This is a genomic window from Streptomyces sp. Ncost-T10-10d (assembly GCF_900091955.1).
Lineage (GTDB): Bacteria > Actinomycetota > Actinomycetes > Streptomycetales > Streptomycetaceae > Streptomyces.
In genome coordinates, this window is the sequence record NZ_FMDF01000016.1 from 1 (window position 1) to 20637 (window position 20637).

Below are 20637 nucleotides of genomic sequence, written 5' to 3' on the forward strand. Positions count from 1 at the left end.
GCGCCTGCACCGGCGCTGTCCGGCCGGCGGGCAGCGCGCCCCGACCGCGATTGCCGCAGCCCGCGCGACCCTCCAGGTCGTCCGGGCTCTGGGTGGCGGGCCGGTTGCCGGCGAAACAGTTGCCGGGGTCGACAGAGGCCAGCACGAGGTCGATGCCGTTGCCGGTGGCGCGGTTGCCCTCGACGCGATTGCCGCTCGCCGGATGCCCCGGCGGGTCGGTGACGATCACTCCGGCCGCCCGGTTGCCCCGGACCAGGTTGCGCTGGACGCGGTTCGCGGTGCCGCCGCCGATGCCGATGCCGATGCCGAAGCCCCCGTCCGCCTGCTCGGGCGTGTCGGCGGCGTTGTTGTCTGCGACCACGTTGCCCGCGATCACCGCGCCGTGCTGCGGGGCGAGGGCCTCCAGGTCGTTGGAGTTGACTGTGACGCCGACCCGGTTGCGGGCGACGCGATTGCCCAGCACCGACAGGCCGTCCGAGGCATTGGTCAGTTCGATGCCGACCGCGTTGCGCTCCACCGTGTTGCCACGGACGACGGTGGCGCAGGGCTTGCACTGGCCGACGTAGATGCCGGAGTCTGCGTGCCCGGAGGCGTAGGAGTCCTCGATCACGCCGTCGCGCGCGTCAAAGGCGTAGATGCCGTACAGACCGTTGTTGTACGACGTCACCCGGGTCGCGCGGAAGCCCCGGACGGGAGGGAAGCGGGTGGTGTCCAGCGGGTCGTAGGCGGAGCCACCCGCGCCGCGCTGCTGCAACCGCTCGTCGGTGACGCCGGTGAACAGCACGCCGTTGGCGAGGTAGCCGTGCACGGTGAGGTTCTCGACCACCGAGCCGGCGCCGGTCACGGTGATGCCGTTGGCCAGACGCACGCCGCCGTCGAAGACCACCTTGTTGCGGTCCGTTCCGCGCAGTACCACGCGGGGCCTGGTGACGCGCACGCTCTCCCGGTACACGCCCGGGCCGATCAGTACCGTCTCGCCCTCACGAGCGGCGTCGACCGCCTGCTGCACCGAGGGGAAGTCCTGCGGAACACGCAGCACGCTCCCCGCCGGATGCCGCGCATCGTCCGACGTCGACCCCGTACCGGAGCACCCGGTGGCCGCCATGGCGACCGAGACGACCAGCACCGACAGACGCAGCGCCGCCCGGAAGACGGCCGCCGGAACTGCCGCACGCGTCAACAGGGCTTCTCCAGACAGGATTTGCATGGCAGTTGTTTTATCGTCTCCAATAGGCGTATGCCCACCGAACAGGGAAATGCGCAGGATTCACCCCGACCCGCGGCAACCCGTTTCGGGCGGCGCCGGGCACTGCTCGCCGGCGGAGCGGTGCTCGCCGCCGGGATCGGCGCGGCGGCCGACGAACTGGCGAGAGACGGCCGGACAGCCGTCCGTGCCGCCACCGGCGCCCCGCCGGCCGAGGCCGCGATTCCCTTCCACGGCGTCCGACAGGCGGGTGTCACGGCGCCCCAGCAACCGGCGACGCACCTGCTCTCCTTCGACATCCCGCAGACCTCCGCCGCCACCGACCGGAAGACCCTGCGCGGCGTCCTCGACGCGCTGACCCGCACGCTCGCCACCGCAGCCTCCGACGCCCCGCCGGACCCGCGACTCCGGGGCGGCGGTGCGACCCGGCTCACCTCCCTGGTCGGCATCGGCCCCGCCCTTGCCGCCCGCCTCGGCCTCAACGTCCCCGATTCTCTTGGCGAGTTGTCCCCCTTCCCCGGCGACCGTCTCGACCCGCACCGCAGCAACGGCGATATCCTGGTCCAACTGTGTGCAGCCGACCGCTGGACCCTCACCATCGTCGCCGAACTCGCCGACAGGGCCGCGCACGCCGCCGGCGCCGTATCGCGCTGGACCCAGTCCGGCTTCCTGCCCCACACGGTGCCGGGCACCACGCCGCGCAACTTGTTCGGCTCCAAGGACGGCACCGCCAACCCCGATCACGCGGCGGCCGAGCAGTGGGTCTGGGGCCCACCCGGAGCCCACCGGAACGGCACCGTTCTGGTCTACCGCAGGATCCGCATGGACGTCACCGGCTTCGCGGCCCTTCCCGAGGGCCGGCGCGATCGGGTGATAGGCCGCCGCGCCCGCGACGGCGTCCCCCTCAGCGGCACCGCCGAGCATGACGAGCCGGACATCTACGCGAAGAACCCCGACGGTTCCTACGTCATCCCGGCCACCGCCCACGTGCGTCTTGCCAGCCCCCGCTTCGACGGTGGTGCCCGTATGCTCCGCCGCAGTTACAGCTACGACGACGGCCCGACCGACCGCGGCCTTCTCTTCTGCGCCTTCATGCGCGACCCTGCCCAGTTCACCCGCGTCCAGGACCGTCTGGCCGCCCGCGACGCCCTCACCCCCTTCCTCCAACATCGCGCCTCGGCCGTGGCCTACGTCCTGCCCGGCCCCGCACCCGCCGGGACTTTCGGCGAACAGCTCTGGACATGAAGCCCGTCTCGCTCCCTCCTCCCCACCACGACCACCGGCCCGAAGCGGCGGCGGGCTGCTGCCGGAGATCATCGCGACGTGGTACTCGACGGCGCCGGACGGTCGGATGTCGTGGAAGGGACCAGGCGGCTCCGTGACCATGGCGTCGGCCCGCCACGGGGCGTTCTCCTCGGAGAGCACGGCCATCCCGTGAGGGTCGAGACGAGGGTGTGGTCGAGTCTCGTGGGGTGCGACGAGGGTCGCCACGATGGAGCGCGCCCACGCGCTGTGGTGGCTCGACTCGCCCTGCGGGTGTTCAGCCACTCGCTTCGGTCCTCCTTGTGTCCTGTGCCGTGAGGTAGGTGTCGGTCCGATTCAGGCTGCCGCGACGGATGTCCGGTCGTCGGCTCGTGCGGTGAGGGAGGCGGAGTAGCGGCGCAGGAGCAGGATGGCGGTGGTGGCGAGGCCGGTGAGCAGGCCGAGCCAGATGCCCACGGCTTCGAGGTCCAGGGCGTAGGCGAGGAGCCATGCCGCGGGCAGGCCGACGGCCCAGTAACCGATGAGCGTGATGCGAAATCCGCTCTTGGTGTCGTCGAGTCCACGCAGCAGGCCGACGCCGATGTTCTGGGCGCAGTCGAAGAACTGTAGGAACGCGGTCACGATCAGCAGGTGGCCGGCGATGGTGAGCGCGTTGTCCGAGCCGGACTCCAGGAAGGGGGCCAGGACGAGCTCGGGCAGGGTGAGGTAGAGGATGCCGACGACGATCATGACGACGCCGGCGCAGGCCAGCGCGGTGTTCTTGATGCGTCGGGCGTCGTCGTAGCGGCCCAGTGCCAGTTCGCGGCTGACGTTGATCGAGGCGGCGTGGGAGAGGCCGACGGCGACCTGGAAGACGATGTAGACGAGTTGGTTGACGGCTGTGTGCGCGGCCAGTGCGGCGGGCCCGAAGGACCCGGCCATCAGCGCGGTGAGGGAGAAGAACCCCGCTTCGGAGCCGTAGGTGGCGGCGATCGGAATGCCCAGGCGCAGCAAGCGCTTGAGGACTTCCGGATCGGCCTTCATCAGTTTCAGGGACAGCAGCGGGGCGAGGGTGGTGTCCTTCTTCGCCGACAGGTAGAGAGCGATGAAGGTCAGCAGGTAGACGCTGGAGGTGGCGATGCCGACGCCGGTCAGACCCATGCGGGGCAGGCCCCAGGTGCCGTGGATGAGGATCCAGTTGAGACCCGCGTTGACCGCGATCGAGGCGATGGTGATCTGCAGCAGGGCCTGGGGGCGCTGCATGCCGACGGTGAACTGGCGGATCACCTGGAACCAGAGGCAGGGCAGCAGGCCGGGGGCGAGCGCGAAGATCACGGTCTGCGCGCGGTCGGCGACTGCGGCGTCCTGCCCGAGCCACGGCAGGGCCTGCCCGATCAGGATCATGAGGACGGCGCCGGCGATGCCCGCGAGGGTGGCCAGCGCCATGCTGGCGCGGACGATGCCCTGCACCTCCTCGCGGCCTTGTTCCTGCCCGTCCTGGTTCGCATCCTGAGCGGCTTGTTCGGCGCGGGCTCCGGCGGCGGCGATCTGGTTGCCCACGGAGGTGACCAGGCCGACGCCCATAGTGCGCAGCTGGTTGAAGATGACGATGGCCAGGCCGCCCGCTGCCAGTTCCTGTGTGCCGAGGAAGCCCATCATGACGGTGTCCGTCGTGGTCAGGGCGACCTGTGCGAGCTGGGTGAGGATCAGCGGGACCGCGAGGGTGGCGAGGGCCCGGCTGTCGCGGAGGAGGGTGGTGAGCATCGGGTTACCGGTTCCTGCGGAGCATGGTGAGGAGTTCGTCGATCTCCCGTTCCGCGTCGGGATCGAGGAGGCCGCGGGCCTGCATCCAGTCGTCGTTGAACACGGTGTCCATGTACTTCTCCCCGCCGTCATTGACCAGGGCGACCATAGTCGTCCCCGGCGGCAGCGAAGGCAGGCGGGTCAGCGCCTCGTGGACCACGCCCCCGGCGGAGCCGCCGATGAGCAGGCCGGTACGGGCGACGGCCCGGCAGGTGGCGAACGCCTCGACGTCGCCCACCTTGACGCCCTCGTCGATCAATGGCTGTCGCGCTCATGGCAAGAAGATCCGTTCCGTGCGGGGATGGCAGACGGTGCCGCCGGTGCGCAGCAGGCGGCGGTCGCCAACTGGCAGCAGCACAGGGCAATTCAGCCAGCCACTGCAGGCGCTACGGCTCCCGGTGGCGACCGAACGCTAGCATTGAACTTAGGTAAGGCATACCTTTCTTTCGAGCTAGGATGACTGGAGCCCTTCAAGGCGGGATCGGTCGATGAGTGAGTGTGCAATCTCCTGCGCGTGATCCATCCCGCCCCTTCTTGTGGAATTGACTGTCGTTAGGGTAGGCAAACCTTAGGCATCTTTGGGCTGCCCGGAACATGGAGCGAGGACGTACGTGGACATCAACAGGCGTCAGGTGCTGTTGGCCGGCGGGGCGATAGGGGCGGCCGCGCTGCTGGCGGCGTGCTCCTCGGGTAGCGGTGACACCGCGGCCGACTCCTCCGGCAAGGGCGGCAAGCCCCGAAAGGGTGGCACCCTGCGCATCGGCGCGCTCGGCCGGGCCGGCGCCATCACCCGCGACCCGCATGGCACGCAGGCCAATGAGAGCGACTACCTGATTCTCGCGCTTACCTTCGACACGCTCGCCGTTCCGGGCGCCAAGTCCAACACCGTGCCCCGGCTGGCCTCGTGGGAGCCCTCGGCGGACCTGAAGACGTGGCGCTTCAAGGTGGCCAAGGGTGCGGTCTTCCATGACGGCACCCCGGCCACCGCCGACGACGTGGTCTGGTCGCTGCGTCGACTGCGCAACACGCCGGCCGGTGCAGCCCGCCTGCCCGGAGTGAAGAACGCCGACAGCATCACGGCCGAGGGCGCCGACACTGTGGTGGTTGTCTCCGAGTACGCCAACGCCGACTTCCCTCTCATGACGCGCTTTGCCACGTTCGTCATGAAGAAGGACACGCCGGACAAGGCAGTGGCGAAGGCGCCGGGCACCGGCCCGTTCAAGCTGGACTGGTACCGCAACGGCAACGCCCGTCTGGTGCGCAACGACAAATGGTACGGCGGCACCGTCTACCTCGACGCGATCGAGGTGACCATGTTCGAGACGCCGCAGGCCATGGCCAACGCCCTGTTCGCCGGGCAGATCGACGTCGCCTCCAACGCCGGCCCCATCGCCGCGCGCACCGCGGAGTCCCGCAAGGACATCCAGGTCGTCCGCCGCCCCGACGACATGTCGATGCCCATCGTCATGCGCACCGCCGACGGCCCATTCGCCGACCCGCGGGTGCGGGAAGCCATGCGCCTGGTCGTGGACCGCGAGGCAATGGTCAAGCAGGCCCTCTCCGGATACGGGAACGTCGCCAACGACATCATGGGCACCGGCGACCCCGACTACGCCAAGGACATCCCGCAGCGCAAGCGCGACCTGGCCAAGGCCAAGCAGCTCCTCGAAGACGCCAAGTTCGACCTGTCCAAGACCTATGAGCTGTACACCACCGAAGACGTCTCCGGAATCGCCGACTCCGCGACCCTGTTCGCCTCGCAGGCGCGTGAGGCCGGGATCAAGATCAAGGTGGTCAAGCAGGAGTCGGGAACGTTCTACGAGAAGACCTGGCTCAAGGGCGACCTCTACACGAACTACTGGGGCACCAACGACTCGGTGCTGTTCTTCGCGTCCAAGACCCTGCTCAGCGGCGCCGGTCAGAACGAATCGGGCTTCGCCGACAAGGAGTTCGACGCCACCTACCGCAAGGCCATCGGCACCACGGACGAACAGGCGCGGGCCAAGGCCCTGCACGAACTGCAGCAGATCGAGTACGACCGCTCCGGCTACCTGCTGTGGGGCATGGCCGACGGTGTCGACCTGGCCGCTGCGAAAGTCCAGGACCTGCCGAAGCTGCCCGGCTACGGCCGTGTCCAACTGGAGAACGTGTGGCTGAGTTGAGCCACGCGCCCGAGGACAGCGCGGTGGCCGCTCCTGCCGGCACAGGGGCGGCCACCGCGCGACGCCGCCCGTTCCCGATTCCGTTCCTCGGCCGCTTCGCCGCGGCCGTGGGGCGGCGGGTCCTCATGCTGGTCATCCTGCTCGCCCTGGTGTTCGCCGCTGTCGAGCTGCTTCCCGGGGACGCTGCGACCGCGACGTCCGAACGCGGCGAGAGCGCCGCCGACATCGCGGCCCGCCGCCACCTGCTGGGACTTGACCGGCCGGTGTGGGAACGCTTCTGGGACTGGATGACGGGGCTGTTCACCGGGGACCTGGGTGTCAGCGCCCGAGGCGAGAAGATCACGCAGATGCTGGCCGACCCGTTCCCGAACACGCTGCTGCTCGCGGCCCTCGCCTTCGTCCTGACCGCAGCGGCGTCCCTGGCCCTGGGGTGCTGGGCCGCCGCCCGCCCCGGCCGGCTCATCGATCGGGTCATCGGCCATGCCTCGACCTCGGCATTCGCCATCCCCGAATTCGTCGTCTCCGTCGGCCTGCTGATGTTGCTCTCGCTGTGGACCGGCTGGCTGCCCGCAGTGACCGTGGCCGGGGCCGACGGCAGGCCGGCCACGTGGACCATGCTGATCATGCCGGTCCTCGCCCTGGTCGTCCCGCAGACCGGATGGAACACCACCATCGTGCGCGGCGCTCTCGCCGACCAGGCGGCCACACCGCACGTCGAGGCCGCCCACCTGGACGGCCTGCCGGTGCGCCGCGTCATCTGGCGCCACGCCCTGCCCGGCGCCGTCCCGGCCATCGCCACCGGCCTCGCCACCTCCACCGGCATGCTCCTGGGCGGCACCGTGGTCGTGGAAACGCTCTTCAACTACCCCGGTATCGGAAGCGTGCTCGCCAGCGCCGTATCCACCCGCGACACCCCGCTCATCGCCGGAGTCGTCGTCTGCGCCGGTGCCGCCATCAGCCTGGTCCTGCTGGCCGCCGACCTCGTCCGCGCCCGAGTTCTGGGGAGTCACGCATGAGCAACGCCCTCACCACAGCTCGTGCGCCGAGGGGCTTTGCAGGCCGCGGACGGGTGATCCGGCGTCTGGTCCCGGGTGTCCTGCTGGTCCTGCTGGCCCTCACCGGCCCGTTCCTTGCCGCGCACCCCCTCGACAAACCGGTCACCGCTCCCTTCGCCACCGCCGGCGACGGCGCACCACTGGGTGGGGACCAGCTCGGCCGCGACGTCCTCAGCAGGCTCCTTCACGGCGGAACCGCCCTGATCGGCAGCGCCCTCCTGGTCGCCGCCGTCGTCACCGCGCTCGCCGCGTTGGCGGGCTGCTTCGCCGTCCTGCACCCGGCCGTGGGGAGGGCCGTGGAACGCACCGCCGACGTCTTCATCCTGCTCCCGCCGATCCTCGGCATCATGCTCATCGCGCTGGCCTGGCCCGGCGGCGGACGATGGGCCGTCATCAGCGCCGCCATCATCCTGGGCACCCCTTACGCCGTCCGCATCGTCGCCGGCGCAGCCGCTCCCCTCGCCGACGCCGGGTACGTCGAAGCAGCCCTCGCCGGCGGCGAATCCCTCATCTACACCGCCACCCGCGAACTCCTGCCGAACCTGCGCTCCACCATCCTCGCGCTGTTCGGCCTGCGCTTCGTCGAAGCCGTCTACGTCATCTCCATGGCCGGTTTCCTGCAGATCGGCCCCCAGCCACCCGCCGCGGACTGGGCTTTGATGATCCGGGAGAACTCCTCGGGCATCCTCCTCAACCCATGGGCGGTCGTAGCCCCCAGCCTGGCCATCGCCGCCCTCGCCATCAGCGTCAACCTGGCCGCCACCTCCCTCGCCCCCCGCTCCGCACGCAAGGCGGTGATCACCCCGTGAACAACCCCCTACCGTCGCCCACCACCAACGAGCCCACCGCCCCTGCGTCAGCCGGCAAGGACAGCGCATCCGCGACAGTGGTGACGGTGACCGATCTCAGCATCCGGATCCCCGACGGACCCGTTCTGCTCCGGCCCACCAGCCTGACTGTCCGGGCCGGGGAGATCACCGCTCTGACCGGGGCCTCCGGATCCGGCAAGACCACCCTGCTGCGCACCCTGATCGGCCACCTTCCCGCTCGAGCCACCACCCACTGCACCACGTTCGACGTCCTGGGCCATCACGTCCCCAGCCTTGACCCGACGGCACTGCGGACCATGCGCCGCACCCAGGTCGCCTACGTCGGCCAGGACCCCGGCTCAGCGCTCAACCCCCGGATGAAGATCCGCCACCTCGTCGCAGAAACCGCCCCCACTGCGAGCGAACAGGCCGTGCTTGACCTGCTGCGCGAATGCAAGCTGCCCACGGACGGCGGATTCCCCGACCGCAGGCCCAACGCGATCTCCGGCGGCCAGCAGCGCCGCGTCGCCCTCGCCCGCGCCCTCGCCCGCACCCCCGACCTGCTGCTCCTCGACGAACCGACCGCGGGACTCGACAAAGCGCTGCGCGACGACATCGCCAGTCTGCTGCGCCATCTGGCCACCTCGCGCGGTCTGGCCATCGTCATGGCCTGCCACGACCCCGAACTCGTCGATGCCTGCGCCGACCACGTCGTACAGCTCACCACCGCGCAACCACGCCTCCCTCGACAACGCACACCGCTGACACAGCAGAAGGCCGAATCCGCGGACTCTCCCGTGGACGGGATCACGGCACAGTCCGTCAGCGTGACCTTCCGCGGCCGAGGCACAGCCCAACCGGCACTCGACAAGGTCGACTTCATAGCGCCCTCCGGCTCGGCGACCGCGATCATCGGGCCCTCCGGATCCGGCAAGACCACCCTGCTGCGCGTTCTCGCCGGCCTGCAGCGGCCCGACGCCGGATCCCTCGTCCTTGACGGGCACCCGCTGGCCCATGCAGCCCGCAAGCGTCGTCGCGAACACCACCGGCGCATCCAGCTGGTTCCGCAAAACCCACTGGGCGCGCTCAATCCGTCCCGCACCATAGGCGCGGCCCTGGCCCGGCCCCTGCGCCGGCACACCGAGCTGACCAAGGCGCAGATCGCAGCCCGGATCACCGAACTGCTCGACCAGGTCGACCTGCCGGCCGACTTCGTCCACCGCTACCCGCACGAACTCTCCGGCGGGCAGCGCCAGCGCGTCTCCATCGCCCGAGCCCTCACCGCCAACCCCGACTTCCTGCTCTGCGACGAGATCACCTCCGCGCTCGATCCCGACACCGCCATCGCCATCATGGAGCTCCTGCAACGCCTGCGCACCGAACACGACATGGCCATCACCCTCGTCAGCCACGAGACCCATCTGGTCGCCGCCTACACCGACACCGTGCACATCCTGGAAACGGGACGACTCACCGCGCACGGCCCCACCACGGCACTCATGCCAACCTGACCACCTGCGGTGCCTGCCGCACGCCGCAATCGCACCGGGGCACCGGCGTACTGATTGCGCCAGTGCGTGCCATCGGCCCTGGTGGGGTGGCCGTCTGGGGGCCAAAGTCCCGGAGAAGTCCCACAGATGCCGCCGCACCTCCTCTTGGTCTGCATTCGCGCAGGTCAGGAGAGGCGGCGGCATCTGCCGGTCAGATGTCGCGGCAAGGACCAGCGAGCCCATGGCGCGCTGTGTTGGATGATTGGGGGTCGCTGACCCGTACAGATGGCCTTTCGGCTGTTTCACGCTCGTGCCCATTGGCGCAACTGCAAGTACCGGAGAAGTCCCAGGAATGTCCACGCGGAGGGCACTTCGGCTGACCAGTTGCACCGTCGGCATGGCTGTTATCCCGACGAACCGGCGTCTGGGACGCTCAGCCGGGGACCCCTGCACCGATCCCCACCCGACACATGGACAGGGGAACGGTGTCGACGCTGCCCTCCGGGATTCCGATGACTTCGACAGCCACCCCTCGTGCTGCCAGGGCCTTCGCGGTCTGGGCAAGGGTGATCTGGGAGAAGCCGAAGACGGACTCAGGGGTCAGGTTCTCACGGTTCTTGAGCAGCATGGCAAGAACGATCCGCCTGGGCGTGAAGTCGTCGGGAAGTACGCACCTGCCCCCGCTGAGCCGGGTGACCTTCGCAGTGAACTCCGCACGAACCCGGGCGGATTCCTGGAGCAGTTCCACCGCCACCCTGGCCTGGCTGAACAGGTGACTCAGCGGACCGGAACCGCCTGCGCGCTTGACGAGGACCAGGGTGCCGTCGGGCGTGAGCAGATCGCAGATCTCGACCTGGTCCCTGGGCCGGAGGGGATTGGTGACGTTCTTGGTGTCGAGGCAGAGCCAGCCCGGCCGCTCCTCATCGGCCACCCTGTTGTTGTACGTATTCTCGGACTCACCGTCGAGCCAGGCGGGCAGCGAGACGGAGGGAGCGGGAGGGAACAGGGCCGCCACAGTGGCCCGGCTCTCCGCCACGTAGGCGGCCCCGCCCTCGTACCACTCGCCCTCCAGGAGGAAGAACCGCCTGGAGCCCAGCGAGGAGCCGACCTCCAGCCAGGACAGTGCGCTGGTCACGGCGAGTGTGTCGACGACACCTGCCCGGCGGTCCCTGGCGAGGGTCACCGTTCCCTCGCGCAGCACCTTGAGGCGACGCCCGGGCGGCGCGAGCCGGGCCCGCATGAGTACGTAATCGAGGTCGAAGTCGTCGGAGCGCCAGGCGTCGATGCTGTTGATCCGCGTGATGTAGGCGGTGGCCTCCGTGTACGCCGCCTGGTGATCGGCGGGGACGATGGAGGAGATCCGTCCGTCGGCGGGCCGGCCGTGGACCACCTGGACACCTGAGCGCGCGGGTGGCATGTGGTGGGTCGTTGCCGTCGCACCTCCTTTCCCGCTTGCGTTTCGGCAGGTCGGCTGGGGTGCGACGGCACTACAGCACTGGAGCCCTCGGACATCCCGGAAGAGACTGGGGGGACGACGCCTTGGCTCGCCGGCACAACCGGCCTCCCCTTTTCGGCCCGTGGCGGCGGCGTGCTGATGGGCGCGGACGATGATGGAGTCGATCTGCACCAGGCGGTCGATGTCACCGGCCGCGTCCGCGCGGGCCCGGATCTGCTGAAGAGCGTGAGTGAACACTCCATTGAAGGCGTGGCGGCGGAAACGCGTGCAGACCGTCCATGGCCCGCAGTGGTCCGGCAGGTCACGCCATCAGATCCCGGTCCGGACAGACCCGTTGATGACCTTCCGGTCCGACACACGCGGATGTCCCGTTGTGGCCCGCGGTATCAACGGAAGGTGAATCACGGCGATGTATCACCTCACCGTGATCCACCTTCCGTTGATCTCTGCAAACGGCCCCTGGTTCCTCAACTTCCGGTCACTGTACGGCCCGTGGCGCCGCGCACAGCCAGGCGCCGGCCGCCGCGAGCAGGGCCCGTACCCCGGTGGTGACCGTCGGCTCGGGCACTGGGGCGAAGAGGGGGGAGTGGTTGGCCGGGACGCGGGGCGGGATGCCGTCGGTGACGAGGTCGGCGGAGGACAGGCCGGCGAACTCGGCGGGGTCGGTGCCGCCGAAGAACCAGTAGACGGAAGGGGTTTCGAGGGCGGTGCCGAAGGCGCCGAAGTCCTCACTGCCGGTGACGCCGGTGGGCAGGGTGAACACCTGGTGTTCACCGAGCGCATCGGCCAGTGCGGTGCGTACGGTGGCGGTGGCCTCGTCGTCGTTGACGGTGACCGGGAAGGAATGGAAGCGGGTGATCTCCGGCTCCTTGGGGGCCCCGGATGCGGCGGCTTCCGCCCTGACGATCCGTTCGACTGCCGCGAAGAGCTGGTCGCGTACGGCCGGGGTGGTACTGCGGATGTTGATGCTGAGGTCGGCGGTGTCGGGGATGATGTTTTCCTTGGTGCCCGCGTGCAGCGAGCCGACCGTCAGCACCGCGGTCCGGTCGGCGGCCACTTCGCGGGAGACCACCGTCTGCAGGCGCATCACCACCGCGGCCGCGAGCACCACCGGGTCGACCGTGGCCTCGGGCCGGGAGCCGTGCCCGCCGCGCCCGAAGAGCCGTATCCGCAGGCTGTCGGACGCGGCCATCACCTGGCCGGGGCGCAGGCCGAGGAAGCCGACGGGTGCCGGGGCCACGTGCTGGGCGAGGCAGATGTCGGGGTGCGGGAAGCGGTCGGCGAAACCGTCTTCGAGCACGGCGGGCGCGCCGCCGACCTCCTCGGCGGGCTGGAAGACGGCGACCACCGTGCCGTGCCACGCGTCGCGATGCGCGGCCAACTGGCCGGTGGCGCCGAGCAGACACGTGACGTGCATGTCGTGGCCGCAGGCGTGCATGACCGGCACCTCGTTGCCGTCGGGGTCGATGCCGGTGGCGGTGGAGGCGTACGGCAGGCCGGTTTCCTCGCGTACCGGCAGGGCGTCCATGTCGGCGCGGAGCAGGACCACGGGGCCGGGGCCGGAGGTGAGGACGCCGACGACGCCGGTGCCGCCGACGCCCTCGGTCACCTGCCAGCCCTGCGCGCGCAGGCGGGCCGCGACGAGGGCGGCGGTGCGGGTCTCCCGGAAGGAGAGTTCGGGGTGGGCGTGCAGGTCGCGGTAGAGGGCGAGCAGGTCGGGGAGGCGCTCGTCGAGTCCGGACAGCAGGGCGGGAGTCGAGGTCATGTGTGCTCCAATGCGGGCTTGACGGTGCGGGCCGCAGCCTCGGTGCGGGCCGCGGAGGGCGGAGCGGACACACGGCACTCCTCATCACGAGGGGCCGGGCCTGGGCACCGGCCGGGAATGCCCCTACGATCTGAGGTATTGCCTGAGGAGGGGCCATAATGCCGGAAAGCATCACTGAGGCCGTCGATCTGCCGGATCCCGACGATCGCTTCACCGAGGCCGACCTCGCGCTGGTCGACGCGCTCCAGACGGCGCCGCGGGCCCCGTGGACCCGGATCGGCCGGGCGCTCGGTGTGGACGCGACGACCGCGGCCCGGCGCTGGGAACGGCTGTGCGCCCGCCGCCTGGCCTGGATCACCGCGTACGAGTCCGGCAAGGCCACCGTGGTCGCCTTCGTCGAGGTGCGCTGCCGGGCGGGCACGATGGAGTCCGTCACCGCCGAGTTGACCGAACTCCCGTGGGTGATCAGCGTCGACGAGACGGCCGGCGACTTCGATCTCTTCGTGTCCGTCGCGGCGGCCGACCTGCCCGCGCTCGGCCGCGCGGTGCACCGGGACATCGGCGGGCTGCCGGGCGTGCGCTCCACCCGGACCCGGCTCGGCATCACCGCGTACGGGGAGGGCAGTGACTGGCGGATCCGGGCGATGGAGCCGGCCGGGCACGCCCAGTTGTCGCAGGGCCGGGCGTCGCGGCACCTCACGTACAGCTCGGAGCTGGGGCGGCGGCCCGCGCCCGAAGACCTTTCACTGATAAGGGAGTTGGGGACCGACGGGCGGCTCGGGCACACCGAGCTCGCTGCCGCCACCGGCCTGAGCGAGCACACCGCGCGGCGCCGGCTGACCCGCCTGATCCAGGCCGGCGACCTCACCTTCCGCTGCGATCTGGCGCATCCGCTGGCCGGGCTGCCGACGATGATGATCTACCGCACGGTGGTCCCGCACACCCGGCTGGAACAGACCGGCCTGCTGCTGGCCCGGATGGAACAGGTCCGCCTGTGCGTCTCGGTCAGCGGGCCGCACAATCTGCTCGTCCTGGTGTGGCTGCACGGGCTCTTCGACATCGGCCCGTTCGAAACGACGCTCGCGCAGCGCTGCCCCGAGCTGGAGGTCAAGGACCGTACGGTGGCGCTGCGTTCGCTCAAGCGCATGGGCTGGCTGCTCGACCTGCACGGGCGGGCGGTGCGCCGGGTCCCACTGGGGCCGCCGCAGAAGTGATCTGGAACTCGTGGTCGTCCACTTCGGCTCGCGGGTCATGTCGCCCGCGGTACCGCCGGTCCCGCTCGTGCAGGCGTTCATGCGGATCGGAGTCCGCCCCGACGCGTAAAGCGTGCCTTGGAGAGACGGAGTCCGTGACCGGGCGACGGCCACGGACTCCGGTCGGCTCATTGCCGGTCGTTCTGTCAGCGCGGGTCTTCCCTGAAGGCCCCGCCGACCGTGACGGGCAGGCCGGGGCCGTGCCCGTCCGTGCCCTTCTTCTGCCGGTCTGCCGAGAGCCGTTCGCCCTCGATGTCGAGGTCGGGCAGCAGCCGGTCCAGCCACTTCGGCAGCCACCAGCCCGCCCGGCCGACCAGGGCGAGGACCGCAGGGACAAGCGTCATACGGACCAGGAAGGCGTCGATGAAGACGCCGACGGCGAGGGCGAAGGCGATCGGCTTGAGCATGGTGCTGCCACCGGGGACGAAGCTCGCGAACACCGCGAACATGATGAGCGCGGCGGCGGTGACCACGCGGGAGGCGTGGCATGAGCCGGCCAGGACGGCCTCGCGGGGTGCGGCGCCGTGGACGTGTGCCTCGCGCATGCGGCTGACCATGAACACCTCGTAGTCCATGGCGAGTCCGAACAGGACCGCCATCACGAGGATGGGCAGGATGCTGACGACGGGGCCGGTCTCCGTGACGCTGAGCGCGCTCGCGAGCCAGCCCCACTGGAACACGGCCACGACCGCGCCGAACGTGGCGGCCACCGACAATAGGAAGCCGAGGCTGGCCTTCAACGGCACGACCACGGAACGGAAGACGAGCAGCAACAGCAGCAGGGACAGGCCGACGACGACGAGCGCGAAGGGGATCAGAGAGCTCGCCAGCCGGTCGGAGACGTCGATGTTCACGGCGGTCGTACCGGTCACCGACACCTCGGAGCCGGTCTGCTTCTGCCAGCCGGTGGCCTCGTGGCGGATGTACTGGACGAGGTCCTTCGTCTTCTGGTCCGAGGGTCCGGTCTTCGGTACCACCTGGATGACGGTCGCCTCGCCGTGATCGATGACCTGCGGCTCGCCGACCGAGGCGACGCCGTCGGTGGTCTTGAGGTCCTTGACGAGCGTGGCGGTGGCCGCTTGCGAGTTCCCGGCGTGGGAGGTGTCAGCGAGAACGAGCAGCGGGCCGTTGAAGCCGGGACCGAACTTCTCGGAGACCAGGTCGTACGCCTGCCGCTGACTGCTGCCTGCAGGTGCGGAGCTGTTGTCGGGCAGGGCCAGTTGGAGGTCGCGGGCCGGTACGGCGACGGCCAGCAGGCCGATCAGGACGGCCAGCAGGGTCAGCAGCGGCCGGCGGATGGCGATCCTGCCCCAGCGCTCGCCCATCGTCCTGCGCGCACCGTGCCCGCCGTGTTGCCCGCTGCCGTGGGCGGCCTGCTCGCGGCGGGCGGCGCGTGAGCCGGGCCTGGGACGCAGCCGTTCCCCGGCGAAGCCCATCAGGGCGGGCAGGAGTGTGGTGGAAATGCCGACCGCGATGAATACGGCGGCTGCACCGCCGACGCCCATGACGGTCAGGAACGGGATGCGTACGACGGCCAGCCCGCACAGCGCGATGATCACGGTCAGGCCGGCGAAGACGACCGCGCTGCCTGCGGTGGCGGTGGCCCGGGCCGCCGACTCCTCGGTGTCCATACCGGTGGCGAGCTGGGAGCGGTGGCGGGAGAGGACGAACAGCGCGTAGTCGATGCCGACCGCAAGACCCAGCATCGACGCCAGCGAGGGCGCGGTGCTGGAAATGGTCAAGACGCCGGTCAGCGCCGAGAGGCCGAGCAGGGTCACGGCGACGCCGGTGATCGCCGTCAGCAGGGGCATGCCAGCGGCGAACAGCGAGCCGAAGGTGATCGTGAGCACGACGAGGGCGACGGCGACGCCCAACAATTCCTTGGTGTGCCCGGTGCTCTTGCCGCTGCCGTAGGCAGAGCCGCCGACCTCGACCGTGAGCCCCGCATCCTTTGCGGGCCGGGTGGTCTTCTCCAGCGAGGTGAGGCTGTCGTCGTGCAGGTCGGCGCGGCTGACCTGGTAGCGGACCTGGCCGAGAGCGGCGGTGCGGTCCGGCGATATGACCTTGCTCTGCACGGGATCGGTGACGCCGACAACCTGTGGGGCCTTGTCGGCTTCCGCCATGGTGGTGCTGACCGCTCTGACGTACTGCGGTTCGGTGATGTGGTGCCCCTCGGGGGCGGCGAAGACTATCTGGGCGCTGGTGTCGGCCGCCGAGGGCAGCTCGTTCTTGAGGGTGTCCATCGCGGTTTGTGCCGGTGAGCCGGGGACCGTGAACTCGTCGTTGGTCGTGCCACCGAACGTGATCACGCAGGTGACCACCGCGGTCAGCACCAGCAGCCAGGCGGCCAGCACCGCCCGGCGATGCCGGAAGGCACCGCGACCGAGCCGGTAGAGGAGGGAGGCCATGGAAACGTGCTCCTTGAAGGGGGATGTGCAGGGTTGAGCGGCACGTCGGGGGATGAAGCCGCGTGCGGAAGCCGTGGTGCGCCGCATGTCCATGCCGAGATGCGGCGGCGTTCTGCTCATTCGGCCTGTGGCGTGAAGACGGTATTGACCAGCGGATCCGGGAACTCCTGTGCTGCCAGGCGCGGGAGAGAGCCCGGCGATTGGAGGCCCCGTCCCTCGTTATCACCGACACCCAGTCCGTCCGAGCGGCCACCGGTGTCCCGAAGGCCACGACGGAACTGGACGCCGGCGCCATCTTCCGTCCCCGGGAGCTGAGTTCATGCGCGGCGACCAGCCCGGTGAGGTCCTGCCCCGACGGCGCTGACGTCAGCGTCCACGGTGGATGCTCCCTGCTGTGCCGGACCGGGTTTCGGCCTCGGAGAGTTCGGTGGCGATGGTGTGCAGGCGTGCGGCCGGCAGCAGGCCCACCGCGAAGGCGGCGATCTGGAGAAGGGAGAGGTCGGCGGCCATGCGGGCGAAGGGGCCGTCGAGGAGGGTTGCGAAGTGCTCCCTCAGAACGGCCGCTGCCCCGGGGTGCGTGAGCAGGTCGCACAGGGGGACATGGACGCTCAACGGCCCGGTGGGGAAGTTCTCGGGACGCGGTGGTGGCTGCCGTGATGCCTCTGCCTGTGCCCGCTGCTTCTGCACCAGCAGGTGCTCGTCGATGACCGGCCCCGACTCCGGCAAGCCGAGGCGCTCGTACTGGTCGAGCGGCGCGTCCGCGGCGCGCAGCTGCTCGACCAGCAGGGCCGTCATGCGCAGTTCGAGTGCGTCGTCGACGAGCGGGGCCTCTTGTCCGGGGTCGGTGTCGAGGTCGAAGAGGAGGGTGCCGAAGGCGTACGGATTGGACATGGCGTGCCCCGGCACCCGCAGAAGTGGCACCTCCTTGGTGAACGGGAACGGCGGTGTCAGCTCGGCGTTCTTCAGCTCGGCGGGGCCGAACAGCCCGCGCATGTGGGCGGGCATCAGCGTGTACTCGTACAGGGGCTGGTTGAACGGGTTCGCGCAGGCCCGCATGTACACGTACCGGCCGTCGGTGACGCTGACGTGTCCCCCGAACGCGCCGAAGAGGGCCGCCTCGCGCACGGGCGTGTCGTCGGCGACGGTCTGCCGCAGCGGACGTCCCTGCATGTCGGGGGTACGGTCGACGCCGAAGTACTCCAGCAGGGTCGGGCCGAGGTCGATGGTCTGGACGAGGGAGGCGCGGCGCTCGCCCTGGACGCGGCTGCGCGGGTCCCAGACGAAGAGCGGGGTGTGGATGGTCTCGTCGTACCAGGGCTGGACGTTCTTGCCCCACCAGCCGTGCTCGCCGAGCAGCAGCCCGTGGTCGGTGCAGACGATGAGCATCGTATCGTCCCACAGGGCCAGTTCGTCCATGGTGTCCAGGACCCGGCCGAGGGACCGGTCGCACATGGTCAGCAGGGCGGCGTACTCGTAGCGGGCGTGGTCCACCTGCTCCTCGGTCTCGACGACCTGCTTGTAGTCGGGCCAGTCGAAGTGGGGGCCGTCGTAGGCGTGCGGGTACCGCTCCTTGTGCCGGGGATAGCTGAAGAACGGCTCGTGCGGGTCGAAGGTCTCGATCTGGAGGAACCAGCCGTCCTCACCGTGGTTCGTGCGCAGAAACTCCAGGCCGGCGTCGAAGGTCCGGGTCTGCGGGTGGTCCGCCTCGTCGGCCAGGTACCGCCGATTGACCCAGTCCTGGCGCCACGCCTCGCCCCGCCGAACCCGCAGACTCTCCGAGATCTCGGGGTCGGCGACGTGCCCCTTCCACGGGTCGCCCTCCTGGCCGCGGAAGAACTCGAAGGTGCGGTAGCGGCCGTGGTAGGTGGCACCGCCGTCCTCCCAGTAGTGCTGATGATCGGTGACCAGGTGGGTGTACACCCCGCTCTCGGTGAGCATCTGCGGCACGGAGTCGTCGAAGGGCTCCAGCGGGCCCCAGCCCCGGTGCAGGAAGTTGTGACGGCCCGTGTGCAGCTCCCGCCGGGCCGGCATGCACGGCATCGACCCGGCGTAGCAGGTGTCGAAGGTCGCGGTGCGCTCGGCGAGGCGCGTGAAGTTCGGAGCGTGCGTCCAGTCCGCGCCGTACGGAGGCAGGAAGCGTCGGTTGAGTGTGTCGAACATGACCATGACGGCCTTCATCGGGGTGTCCCTCCCGTGGCCTGTCGGCGGTGATCGCGCGTCGGACAGGTCGCACATCTTCTCAGTGACTATGTACGTTAGAACATAGGTACTCGGAAGCAAAGGCCCTTCCGTTCCACAAGGAGCACTCATGAGCGATCCCGCCTCGCCCCCGCGCTGCTGCATGCCCGCCGGCGGGAGCCCGACCGCCACCGCAAGCCCGACCTGCGCCGAAATCGGGACCCCGCCCGCCTCGCGCGCCAAACCCTCGCCCCAGGGCATGGTGTTGCTTCCCGGCGGTGAGTTCCTGATGGGAACGGAGGACGCGGAGGGCTTCCCGGGCGACGGGGAGGGGCCGGTGAGGCCGGTGCGGCTCAGCCCGTTCCGGATCGACGCCTGTGCGGTGACCAACGATGCCTTCGCCGCGTTCGTCGCGGAGACCGGTCATGTCACGGACGCGGAGCGTTTCGGCTGGTCGTACGTGTTCGCGGGTTTCCTCCCCGCCGCACTCCGACGTGGCGCCCCTCGCCCGGAGCGCACCCCCTGGTGGTGCGGGGCCGAGGGCGCCGCCTGGGACCGGCCCGAGGGGCCGGGCAGTACCCTCGACGGCCGCGGCGACCACCCGGTCGTGCACGTTTCCTGGAATGACGCCGCCGCCTACGCACGGTGGGCCGGCAAACGGCTGCCCACCGAGGCCGAGTGGGAGTACGCGGCCCGCGGTGGCCTGGAGCAGCGGCGCTACCCCTGGGGGGACGAGCTGAACCCGGGCGGCGCCTTCCGCTGCAACATCTGGCGGGGCACCTTCCCCTCGAAGAACACCGCCGAGGACGGCTACCGCGGCACGGCCCCGGTCGACGCCTTCGAGCCCAACGGACACGGCCTGTTCAACATGTCCGGCAACGTGTGGGAGTGGTGTGCGGACTGGTGGAGCACCGACCACGGCGCCGCCCGTCCGCTGATCGGTCCCAGGGGCCCGGACACCGGCACCGACAAGGTCATCCGCGGCGGCTCTCACCTGTGCCACCGGTCCTACTGCAACCGTTACCGGGTCGCCGCGCGCACCGCGAACAGTCCGGACAGCTCCAGCGGCCACGCGGGTTTCCGTTGCGTTGCGCCGGCGTGAACACTCTTGACACCCGTCGACCGGCGGGTGAACCTAAAAGAGCAAGTTCCTAGGAACATAGGTGACCTCGAATGCATCTCGACTACGTGATCCTCGGAGCGCTGGCCGTGCGCCGTCTCTCCGGATATGACATGCGCGGGTGGATGGAAGGGCCGGGCCGCTACATCGGCTATGGCGTGCAGCTCCCACAGGTCTATCGCCGGCTCGCCAAACTGGTCGAGCGCGGTTGGGTGGACTTCGACGTCGACCCTCGCGAGGGCCGCCCCGACGCGAAGGTGTACCGGCTGACCGAGGAGGGCCGCATGGCGCTCCTGGCGTGGGCCCGCTCCCCCTTCGAGCCGTCACAGCGGCCGATGGACCCCGATTTCAAACTGCGGTTCGTCTTCGGCGGCCAGCTCGGGCCGGAGATCGCGCTCGACATCGTCTCCACCGAGCTGGAGTACCGGCTCAAGCACGTCACGACCTCACCCGGGGCGTCCCTTCCCTTCGCCTACGAGGCGCAGATCCCTGAGCTCGACCCGGCCTGGGCCCGTGAGATCCACACCATGGCCCACGAGAACGGCTACGCGTCCACCGCCGCGTACATCGCCTGGCTCCAGCTGACCAAGGCACGCCTTGAGGCCCAGATCGAGCGGCGTCGGGAAGACCGGGAAACGGAGCGCCACGAGCGCTGAGCCACCCCCTCGCCCTCCTCCGCCTCGTCTCCCCTT

Annotated in this window: 14 protein-coding genes and 1 pseudogene; 8 read left to right on the top strand and 7 right to left on the bottom strand. The window is 70.0% G+C overall.

What is annotated here, in order from left to right:
• On the bottom strand, positions 1-1207 hold a 1207-nt coding region (locus tag GA0115254_RS01805; protein ID WP_256102351.1), incomplete at its 3' end, for a right-handed parallel beta-helix repeat-containing protein.
• 30 nt (positions 1208-1237) lie between these two features.
• On the opposite strand from GA0115254_RS01805, the gene GA0115254_RS01810 reads away from it, so the two are divergent.
• Positions 1238-2449 carry a Dyp-type peroxidase gene (locus GA0115254_RS01810; protein ID WP_093893492.1) on the top strand — a complete coding sequence of 404 codons (1212 nt, stop codon included), beginning with the start codon at positions 1238-1240 and terminating at the stop codon, positions 2447-2449.
• Between the two features lie 354 nt (positions 2450-2803).
• Here the strand turns inward: GA0115254_RS01810 and GA0115254_RS01815 are convergent, their stop codons facing one another.
• Together GA0115254_RS01815 and GA0115254_RS01820 are read right to left on the bottom strand one after the other, a co-directional pair.
• Positions 2804-4210 carry an MATE family efflux transporter gene (locus tag GA0115254_RS01815; RefSeq protein ID WP_093893493.1) on the bottom strand — a complete coding sequence of 469 codons (1407 nt, stop codon included), beginning with the start codon at positions 4208-4210 and terminating at the stop codon, positions 2804-2806.
• A gap of 4 nt (positions 4211-4214) precedes the next feature.
• Positions 4215-4508 (bottom strand): annotated as a pseudogene (locus GA0115254_RS01820) (cysteine synthase family protein); the annotation flags it as partial.
• A 352-nt stretch (positions 4509-4860) separates the two neighbouring features.
• Between GA0115254_RS01820 and GA0115254_RS01825 the strand changes: the two are divergent.
• From GA0115254_RS01825 to GA0115254_RS01840, 4 genes are all read left to right on the top strand, one after another.
• Positions 4861-6411, top strand: coding sequence for an ABC transporter substrate-binding protein (locus GA0115254_RS01825; RefSeq protein WP_093893494.1), 1551 nt, complete (start codon positions 4861-4863; stop codon positions 6409-6411).
• A 125-nt stretch (positions 6412-6536) separates the two neighbouring features.
• Positions 6537-7427 carry an ABC transporter permease gene (locus GA0115254_RS01830; protein ID WP_093893521.1) on the top strand — a complete coding sequence of 297 codons (891 nt, stop codon included), beginning with the start codon at positions 6537-6539 and terminating at the stop codon, positions 7425-7427.
• Positions 7424-8275 (top strand): ABC transporter permease, encoded by an 852-nt coding sequence (locus GA0115254_RS01835; protein ID WP_093893495.1) that lies wholly within the window; start codon positions 7424-7426, stop codon positions 8273-8275. The genes GA0115254_RS01830 and GA0115254_RS01835 overlap by 4 nt, the downstream gene beginning before the upstream one ends.
• On the top strand, positions 8272-9786 hold the full coding sequence (locus GA0115254_RS01840) for an ABC transporter ATP-binding protein (RefSeq protein WP_093893496.1): 1515 nt from the start codon (positions 8272-8274) through the stop codon (positions 9784-9786). Before GA0115254_RS01835 ends, GA0115254_RS01840 begins: the two co-directional genes overlap by 4 nt.
• Before the next feature lie 412 nt (positions 9787-10198).
• Here GA0115254_RS01840 and GA0115254_RS01845 read toward each other — a convergent pair whose 3' ends face one another.
• Both GA0115254_RS01845 and GA0115254_RS01850 read right to left on the bottom strand, forming a co-directional pair.
• Positions 10199-11182 (bottom strand): TIGR04141 family sporadically distributed protein, encoded by a 984-nt coding sequence (locus tag GA0115254_RS01845; protein WP_093893497.1) that lies wholly within the window; start codon positions 11180-11182, stop codon positions 10199-10201.
• Between the two features lie 517 nt (positions 11183-11699).
• Positions 11700-12986: an amidohydrolase gene (locus tag GA0115254_RS01850; RefSeq protein WP_093893498.1), complete on the bottom strand. Its 1287-nt coding sequence runs from the start codon at positions 12984-12986 to the stop codon at positions 11700-11702.
• A gap of 158 nt (positions 12987-13144) precedes the next feature.
• Here GA0115254_RS01850 and GA0115254_RS01855 point away from each other — a divergent pair, with 158 nt between their 5' ends.
• A complete protein-coding gene (locus GA0115254_RS01855) occupies positions 13145-14200 on the top strand; it encodes an Lrp/AsnC family transcriptional regulator (protein WP_093893499.1) in 1056 nt (351 codons plus the stop codon).
• Positions 14201-14385: 185 nt separating this feature from the next.
• Here GA0115254_RS01855 and GA0115254_RS01860 read toward each other — a convergent pair whose 3' ends face one another.
• Positions 14386-16647 carry an MMPL family transporter gene (locus GA0115254_RS01860; RefSeq protein ID WP_093893500.1) on the bottom strand — a complete coding sequence of 754 codons (2262 nt, stop codon included), beginning with the start codon at positions 16645-16647 and terminating at the stop codon, positions 14386-14388.
• Positions 16648-17013: 366 nt separating this feature from the next.
• Complete coding sequence (locus tag GA0115254_RS01870; RefSeq protein ID WP_093893501.1) at positions 17014-18825, bottom strand: sulfatase; 1812 nt, start codon at positions 18823-18825, stop codon at positions 17014-17016.
• Between the two features lie 259 nt (positions 18826-19084).
• On the opposite strand from GA0115254_RS01870, the gene GA0115254_RS01875 reads away from it, so the two are divergent.
• Both GA0115254_RS01875 and GA0115254_RS01880 read left to right on the top strand, forming a co-directional pair.
• On the top strand, positions 19085-19927 hold the full coding sequence (locus GA0115254_RS01875) for a formylglycine-generating enzyme family protein (protein WP_370740812.1): 843 nt from the start codon (positions 19085-19087) through the stop codon (positions 19925-19927).
• Positions 19928-19998: 71 nt separating this feature from the next.
• Positions 19999-20601, top strand: coding sequence for a PadR family transcriptional regulator (locus GA0115254_RS01880; RefSeq protein WP_093893503.1), 603 nt, complete (start codon positions 19999-20001; stop codon positions 20599-20601).
• Positions 20602-20637 lie beyond the last annotated feature (36 nt).